Here is a 7,183-nt window from a genome sequence, read left to right as displayed (position 1 = left end):
AAAGAAATATTCAGCACAAAAGCTATAAAAATAACAGATATTTTTTTCATTATTTCCCTTTTATCTTAAAATTTGTAAAATGCTTGAAGTCTCACTGTGTTTTTCCTGCTTGAAATACTACGGTCGAGTGCATCATTTGTATCAATATTTAAATATGAATATAAAGCTAAAAAATGAAGTTTTGTTGAGTATTTGTGTATCGCTTTTCCTACAAATTCAAATTTTTTACCACCTAAAGACCTTACATTTGTTTTAGTAGCACCATACACCAAATCAAATCCTATTCTTGTTTTATTTAGGTTGTATCCAAATCCTGTATAAACAAAAGAATTTTCACCTCTATCACCATTTAAATGAGAACCATCGGTATAAAAAATTTGATGTCCTGAAAGCACATTTATATTACCTTGGTCTTCAAGGACTGTAATAGTATATTTTTGTCTATTTCCATAATGTAGTGCTCCTAAATTTGCATCAAAATTGTAAGCTTTCATTGTGCCTTTAATGCCAAAAAAATTACCATTTTTTGCATTGACCTCTTTTTGAAAATTTTGAGTAAGAGTATTGCCAAGATAGACTCCTTCCAAAATGAAACGGGAATTTTGGGCAAAATCAAAATTGTAAGCAAAATTGAAAGCATAAAACAGAACATTTTTAGGTATAAAAGCAAACCAAAGTGCGGAGTCTAAATTGCCACTAAACAACTGATGTTTTCCAAGCGCTGCAACACCATAAAGATTGTGAGCATAAAGTGGAAGCTGGATAAAAACTGCTTTAGAATCTTGATAATTTTTCTTGTATTCAGCCATATCTCCCATTCTGCCTCCTTGCTCACTTTGATTATAATTATCATAAATAAAAGTTTGCAAAGAAAGATTCTCAAAAGAGGTGTTTATAATCTTCACTCCCACACCAACTAAACCATCATAGTAATTTTCACTCCAAATAGTATTCATTTGTTGTTTTCCTAGTTTTAGGACGGTTTGAAAGTCATTACTAGTATATTCAACATAAAATTCTCTTACAAGAAAACTTTTCAAGCTGTCTATATTATTATTGCTATATCCTCCTTCTTTCGTAGGTCCATAACGAAATTGGGTATGAAATTGTATATTGTCTAAAAGTGGATTTAAAATATTTATATGGCTCAACCATCTATGATTTTGCTTGCTTGAAATAAGCCCTCTGCCATCTGTGAAACCTAATTTGTCTTTGTTTGTATATCTTCCTGTATCATAACGGTATCTTAAAAACCCTGAAAGTTCCGCATTTTCTATACTTTCTTTCAGAGTTGTAGCAAAAATTAAGGAAGGTGTATAAAAAATCAATGTTATACACAATAAAAATTGTAACGATTTCATAATTCTTTCCTTAATATATTGATAATTACTATCGAAAATAGTACAATGATAATTATTAAAAATTAATTAAATTTTTTATTAAATTTAATTAATTTTTAACTTAAAATAAATTTAACTTATAGTATTCTAAACAATAGCATCTCTGTGTATTATAAAAACCAAAAATCAAGCAAATAAAAATTTGAAGAATTCAATGCAAACTCATAAAGATAATTCTGATTTGGAATATGATAAATATCTTAAAATAAATGTATCTGTCTTTCAAAGATTTCTGCAAACAGCTTTTTCTTTGAATGTATATAAATTTGGGCTCTTTTTACAATAATAGAGATAAAAAAATGAAGCAGATAATATATTTTATTGAAATCTTGAAAAATTTTCTACACTCAAAGTGAATTTGATAGGTATTTGTATAAAATATTTTAAAAATATAAGTATTCTTTGTGTATAATCATTAAAACTATCGATACACAAGGACTTTAATGCAAGAAGCTCAAAGTAAAATAGACAAACAAAAAAATCGCTGGCAAACTCTTTTGACAAAGATTGATTGGCAAAAAGGAAATTCTTTTTTACCTGCTATTGTGCAAGATTACAAGAGTGCAGAAGTTTTAATGCTAGGCTTTATGAATAAAGAAGCTTTAAACAAAAGTCTGCAAACTAACAAGGTAGTGTTTTTTTCCCGTACAAAAAACCGACTCTGGATGAAAGGTGAGGAGAGTGGAAATTTTTTACATATAGTTGATTTAGAGCTTGATTGCGATAATGATACTTTACTTGTTCTTGTAAATCCTGTCGGTGAAACTTGTCATAAAGGTACTCTTTCTTGTTTTGAAATGCTTTCTAAAAGACCTGACTTTGTGTTTTTATCAAGATTACAAAAACTTATCAATGAACGCAAAGAAGGAGATGTGGAGCATTCTTACACTGCTAAACTCTTTCAAAGTGGGATGAAAAGAATAGCTCAAAAAGTTGGCGAAGAAGGTATTGAAACTGCTTTAGCAGCTCTAGGACAAGATAAAAAAGAGCTTTTAAATGAAAGTGCTGATTTATTGTACCATTTATTAGTGCTTTTAGCTAACTCAAATTCTAATATCAATGAAGTTATAACTACACTCAAAGAAAGAAATAAAGCCTAGTTAAAAAATTTAAAATATAATGTAATTTTAAAAAAGGATATTTATGCTTCAAACTTGTATTTTTCCAGCAGCAGGATATGGAACACGTTTTTTACCTGCAACAAAAAGTTTGCCAAAGGAAATGCTTCCTATACTTACCAAACCTTTAATCCACTATGGAGTTGATGAGGCTTTAGAGGCTGGTATGGAAAATATAGGCTTTGTTACAGGAAGAGGTAAAAGAGCTTTAGAGGATTATTTTGATATTTCTTATGAGCTAGAACACCAAATTTCAGGCACAAAAAAAGAGTATCTCTTAAGTGATATTCGTTCTTTAATCAATCGTTGTACTTTCACTTTTACTCGTCAAAATGAAATGCGTGGTTTAGGCGATGCAGTTTTAAAAGGAAAATCCTTAGTTGGCGATGAAGCTTTTGGGGTCATTTTAGCCGATGATTTGTGTGTCAATGAAGAAGGATTAAATGTAATGGCTCAAATGGTAAAAATTTATGAAAAATACCGTTGTACTATCATTGCTGTAATGCAAGTACCGAAAGAGTATGTTGCAAATTATGGGATAATAGCTGGAAATGAAGTTGAGGAAAATTTGATAATGGTAAATGCTATGGTAGAAAAACCAAATCCAGATGAAGCCCCTAGCAATCTTGCCATAATAGGTCGTTATATACTCACACCTGATATTTTTGGAATTTTAGAAAATACAAAAGCCGGCAAAAACGGCGAAATACAGCTTACTGACGCACTTTTAACTCAAGCAACAAAAGGAATGGTTTTAGCATATAAATTTGAAGGCAAACGCTTTGATTGTGGAAGTGTAGAAGGTTTTGTTGAAGCGACGAATTATTTTTATAAAAAATTATGCTAAAAAACACTTTATTTTTTAAAAATATTGATTTTTCCACTATTTCTGCTTACGCTCACCGTATTAATAACGAAGCACAAAGCGGAGAGGTTGGATACTATCATTTAAGTACTTCGAGTCTTGTTTTACTTGAAGAAAGTATAGAATTTATAAAAGATAAGAAGCATATTAAAAATATTATTGTGCTTGGAATGGGTGGGTCAAGTTGTGGGCTTAAAGCCCTTAAAAATTTGTTGCAAAGCCAAAAAGATACAGATAAAAAGCTTTTTATACTTGATAATACAAGCTTTGAAAATCTCCAACACACTATTGAAAAAATACAGCTTGAGCAAAGCCTCTTTTTGATAATAAGCAAAACAGGTTCAACTATAGAAGTTATATCACTTTTTAAGATTTTAATAGCTCATTTTTCTTTAGACTTTGCAGATATTAAGAAGTATTTTGTTTTTATTACCGATAAGGATTCAAAACTTCACAAAGAAGGAATATATTTGGGGGTAAAATGTTTCTTTATCCCTGAAAATGTCGGTGGGCGTTTTAGCGTGCTTTCAGCAGCTGGTATTGTACCTCTTTGTTTTTGCGGTTTTAATGCTAAAGCGATTTTGGCTGGTGCTCAAAATTGTTTTGATGATTTTTTTGTACATAAAAAAGAAGAAATTTTGCAAAAAGCATATCATTACTGTACGCATAAAAAAGCAGATATTAATGTATTATTTTCATATGGAGACGTCTTTAGCGGTTTTAATGAATGGTATATACAACTTATTGCTGAAAGTTTAGGAAAAAAACAGGGATATAAAAGAGTAGGTTTAACACCTATTGCTCTTATTGGCGCAAGAGATCAGCATAGTTTTTTACAACTTATAATGGATGGTCCAAAAAATAAAACTATCACTTTCTTAAAAGTTCTAGATACTCAAAAAGCACCACTCATTCCTGACATTCGCTTTTCTTTTCTTGAAAATTTAAACAGTGTGGTTAATCTTCAAGAGCTTTTGAATGCACAATGTGATGCAACTTTACAAGCTTTACTTGCTGAAAATTTAAGTGTTGATCTCATAGAAATTGAAAAACTTGATGAATGGCATTGTGGATATTTAATGTATTATTATGAACTTTTTACTTCAGCTTGTGGAGTAATGTTAGGTATTAATACTTATAACCAGCCCGGGGTCGAAGTAGGCAAACTTTTGTTAAAAAATATTTTAAAATCCTAACAACATCTAAACAAAAGAAAGAGTATAATAAAAATCCATATTAAAGATATTTTAATAAATTATTATTTAATAATTTTTATTATAATTTATTAAACTACTTAAAATATAAAGGAGATACAATGTCAGTTATAAAGCAACTTTTACAATTACAGGCAGATTCACATCATTTGTGGATTAAATTTCATAATTATCATTGGAATGTCAAAGGACTTCAGTTTTTCTCCATCCACGAATACACAGAAAAAGCTTATGAAGAAATGGCAGAACTTTTTGATAATTGCGCTGAAAGGGTTTTGCAACTTGGAGGTAAAGCCATAATATGCAGAAAAACTCTAATAGAAACTTCAAAAAGTCCAAAAGTTGATAAGGAGTGTTTTACTCCTGTTGAAGTACTTGAACTTCTCACAAAAGATTATGAATATCTCTTAGCCGAATTTAAAAAGCTTAATAAAGAAGCTGAAAAAGTAGAAGATACAACAACAGCATCTTTTGCACAAGAAAATATTGCCAAATATGAAAAACTACTTTGGATGTTAAGTGCTTCTTTGCAAAATGTGTGTAAAACACATTAAATTAAAGGGCTTTTTCGCCCTTTATATGAAGATATATACTTTTTATTCTATCGGTTTTCCCATAACTTCAAAAAAATACCTGTTACAATTACATTTAAAAAGGATTGCTCAATGCAAAATATAGGGATTTATGGTGCTAGAGGTCGTATGGGAAAGCGGATTTTAGAATGTTTGATAAATGAAAAATTAATTCCTCAGTGCTACGATAGAGGTGGAAATTTGGTAGAATTTTTTAATAAGAGTGAGGCTATTATTGATTTTTCTTCACCAAACGGCACAAAAGAGCTTCTTCATTTTGCACAGCATAATCCTAAACCTTTAGTTATAGGCACAACAGGTCTTAATGATGAAATTTTTGAACTTCTAAAATCGCTTGCCGAAAATATGCCTGTGTTTTATGCAACAAATATGTCTTTAGGTGTTGCTGTTCTTAATCACCTTGCAAGCAAGGCAAGTGTTTTGTTGCGAAACTTTGATATAGAAATTTCCGAACTGCATCACAGATATAAAAAGGATGCTCCAAGCGGCACAGCGATGAGTTTGGCTCAAAAAGTAGCACAAGCAAGGAATTTAGATCTCAAACAAGTACGTGTTAGCGGTAGAGATGGAATTATAGGCGAACGAAATAAAGATGAAATAGCTATAATGAGTCTAAGAGGTGGAGATATAGTTGGTAAGCACACTATAGGTTTTTATGATGAAGGTGAATTCTTAGAGCTTAGTCACAGTGCCACTTCTAGGGCTACCTTTGCAAAAGGAGCTATTCAAATAGCCTTATGGCTTTATAAACAAAAACCAAAGTTTTATTCAATGGATGATTTTTTAGGATTTTAAATGTGCGCAGTTGTTGGAGTTATTAATTCAAAAAATGCAAGTACTTATGTGTATTATGCTTTATTTGCTATGCAGCACAGAGGACAAGAAGCAAGCGGAATTAGTACGAGTGATGGAAAAAAAATAAAAACTATTAAAGCAAAAGGAGAAGTGAATCAAATTTTTAATCCTCAAAATTTAAAGACATTAGAAGGTCAAATTGCTATAGGACATAACAGGTATTCTACAGCCGGAGATTCAAGTCTCAATGATACTCAACCAGTAGCAGCTACCTGTGTTTTAGGTGATATAGCTTTAGCTCATAATGGAAATTTGATCAATAAAGAAAAAGTACGCAACAAACTTATAGAAGATGGGGCAATTTTTAGAACTAATATGGACACAGAAAATGTGATACATCTTATAGCTAGAAGTAAAAAACATACTTTAAAAGAAAGATTGATTGAGAGTCTTGAGGAGTGTGTTGGGGCATATTGTTTTGTTTTAGCAAGCAAAGATAAACTCTATGTTGTGAGAGATTCTTATGGAGTGCGTCCTTTATCTTTAGGAAGATTGAAAGACGGTGGGTATATAGTTGCAAGTGAAACCTGTGCTTTTGATCTTATAGAAGCCGAATTCTTACGTGATGTAAAACCCGGTGAAATGCTAATCTTTACACAAGGACAGGAGAATTTTGAGAGTGTGGAGCTTTGTTTGCAAACACCTAGAATTTGTGCATTTGAATATATCTATCTCGCAAGACCTGATAGTATTATTGATGGCAAGAGTGTGTATGAAGTACGTAAAAGAATAGGAGAAGCTTTAGCAAAGAAATTTGAACACAAAGCTGATTTTGTTGTACCTGTTCCAGATAGTGGAGTGAGTGCAGCTATAGGCTTTGCTAAACACTCGCAAATTCCACTTGAGATGGCTATAGTACGAAATCATTATGTAGGCAGGACTTTTATAGAACCTACACAGGAATTAAGAAACTTTAAAGTAAAATTAAAACTCAATCCAATGCGAAAAGTATTAGAAAACAAAGAAGTTGTCGTAGTTGATGATAGCTTAGTACGTGGAAATACCTCTAAAAAAATTATTTCTTTACTTCGTGGAGTCGGAGCAAAGAAAATACATTTAGCCATTGGCTGTCCTGAAATTAAATTTCCAGATATCTATGGTATAGATACTCCAACTTTTGAAGAGCTTATTAGTGCAA

8 protein-coding genes are annotated in these 7,183 nt (G+C 31.3%); 7 read left to right on the top strand and 1 reads right to left on the bottom strand.

From position 1 onward, the window contains the following. Positions 1-65: 65 nt before the first annotated feature. Positions 66-1,361 (bottom strand): major outer membrane protein, encoded by a 1,296-nt coding sequence (locus OQH62_RS08150; protein WP_266016035.1) that lies wholly within the window; start codon positions 1,359-1,361, stop codon positions 66-68. Positions 1,362-1,554: 193 nt separating this feature from the next. On the opposite strand from OQH62_RS08150, the gene OQH62_RS08145 reads away from it, so the two are divergent. The 7 genes from OQH62_RS08145 to purF form a co-directional block, all read left to right on the top strand. Next, positions 1,555-1,686, top strand: coding sequence for a hypothetical protein (locus OQH62_RS08145; RefSeq protein WP_266016033.1), 132 nt, complete (start codon positions 1,555-1,557; stop codon positions 1,684-1,686). A gap of 157 nt (positions 1,687-1,843) precedes the next feature. Then, positions 1,844-2,500 (top strand): bifunctional phosphoribosyl-AMP cyclohydrolase/phosphoribosyl-ATP diphosphatase HisIE, encoded by a 657-nt coding sequence (gene hisIE / locus OQH62_RS08140; protein ID WP_266016032.1) that lies wholly within the window; start codon positions 1,844-1,846, stop codon positions 2,498-2,500. 43 nt (positions 2,501-2,543) lie between these two features. After that, the gene (gene galU / locus OQH62_RS08135) at positions 2,544-3,365 is read left to right on the top strand and encodes a UTP--glucose-1-phosphate uridylyltransferase GalU (RefSeq protein ID WP_266016031.1); all 822 of its coding nucleotides are present in this window, start codon (positions 2,544-2,546) and stop codon (positions 3,363-3,365) included. Continuing rightward, a complete protein-coding gene (locus OQH62_RS08130) occupies positions 3,359-4,579 on the top strand; it encodes a glucose-6-phosphate isomerase (RefSeq protein ID WP_266016029.1) in 1,221 nt (406 codons plus the stop codon). The genes galU and OQH62_RS08130 overlap by 7 nt, the downstream gene beginning before the upstream one ends. Positions 4,580-4,698: 119 nt before the next feature. Beyond that, positions 4,699-5,151, top strand: a complete 453-nt coding sequence (locus OQH62_RS08125) for a Dps family protein (protein WP_266016027.1) — start codon at positions 4,699-4,701, stop codon at positions 5,149-5,151. A 111-nt stretch (positions 5,152-5,262) separates the two neighbouring features. After that, on the top strand, positions 5,263-5,985 hold the full coding sequence (dapB, locus tag OQH62_RS08120) for a 4-hydroxy-tetrahydrodipicolinate reductase (protein WP_266016025.1): 723 nt from the start codon (positions 5,263-5,265) through the stop codon (positions 5,983-5,985). Continuing rightward, a partial coding sequence (gene purF / locus OQH62_RS08115; RefSeq protein ID WP_266016022.1) for an amidophosphoribosyltransferase occupies positions 5,986-7,183 on the top strand: 1,198 nt, incomplete at its 3' end.

The organism is Campylobacter sp. MIT 21-1684 (assembly GCF_026241315.1).
Lineage (GTDB): Bacteria > Campylobacterota > Campylobacteria > Campylobacterales > Campylobacteraceae > Campylobacter_D.
The sequence above is the reverse complement of the archived record's forward strand: the minus strand, read 5'-3'. Positions and strand labels throughout refer to the sequence as shown.

Excerpts from the sequence above, each read along its gene's own strand:
- hisIE (WP_266016032.1), top strand. The coding sequence starts at position 1,844 with ATGCAAGAAGCTCAAAGTAAAATAGACAAACAAAAAAATCGCTGGCAA.
- dapB (WP_266016025.1), top strand. The coding sequence starts at position 5,263 with ATGCAAAATATAGGGATTTATGGTGCTAGAGGTCGTATGGGAAAGCGG.
- OQH62_RS08125 (WP_266016027.1), top strand. The coding sequence starts at position 4,699 with ATGTCAGTTATAAAGCAACTTTTACAATTACAGGCAGATTCACATCAT.
- OQH62_RS08130 (WP_266016029.1), top strand. The coding sequence starts at position 3,359 with ATGCTAAAAAACACTTTATTTTTTAAAAATATTGATTTTTCCACTATT.
- OQH62_RS08145 (WP_266016033.1), top strand. The coding sequence starts at position 1,555 with ATGCAAACTCATAAAGATAATTCTGATTTGGAATATGATAAATATCTT.
- galU (WP_266016031.1), top strand. The coding sequence starts at position 2,544 with ATGCTTCAAACTTGTATTTTTCCAGCAGCAGGATATGGAACACGTTTT.
- OQH62_RS08150 (WP_266016035.1), bottom strand. The coding sequence starts at position 1,361 with ATGAAATCGTTACAATTTTTATTGTGTATAACATTGATTTTTTATACA.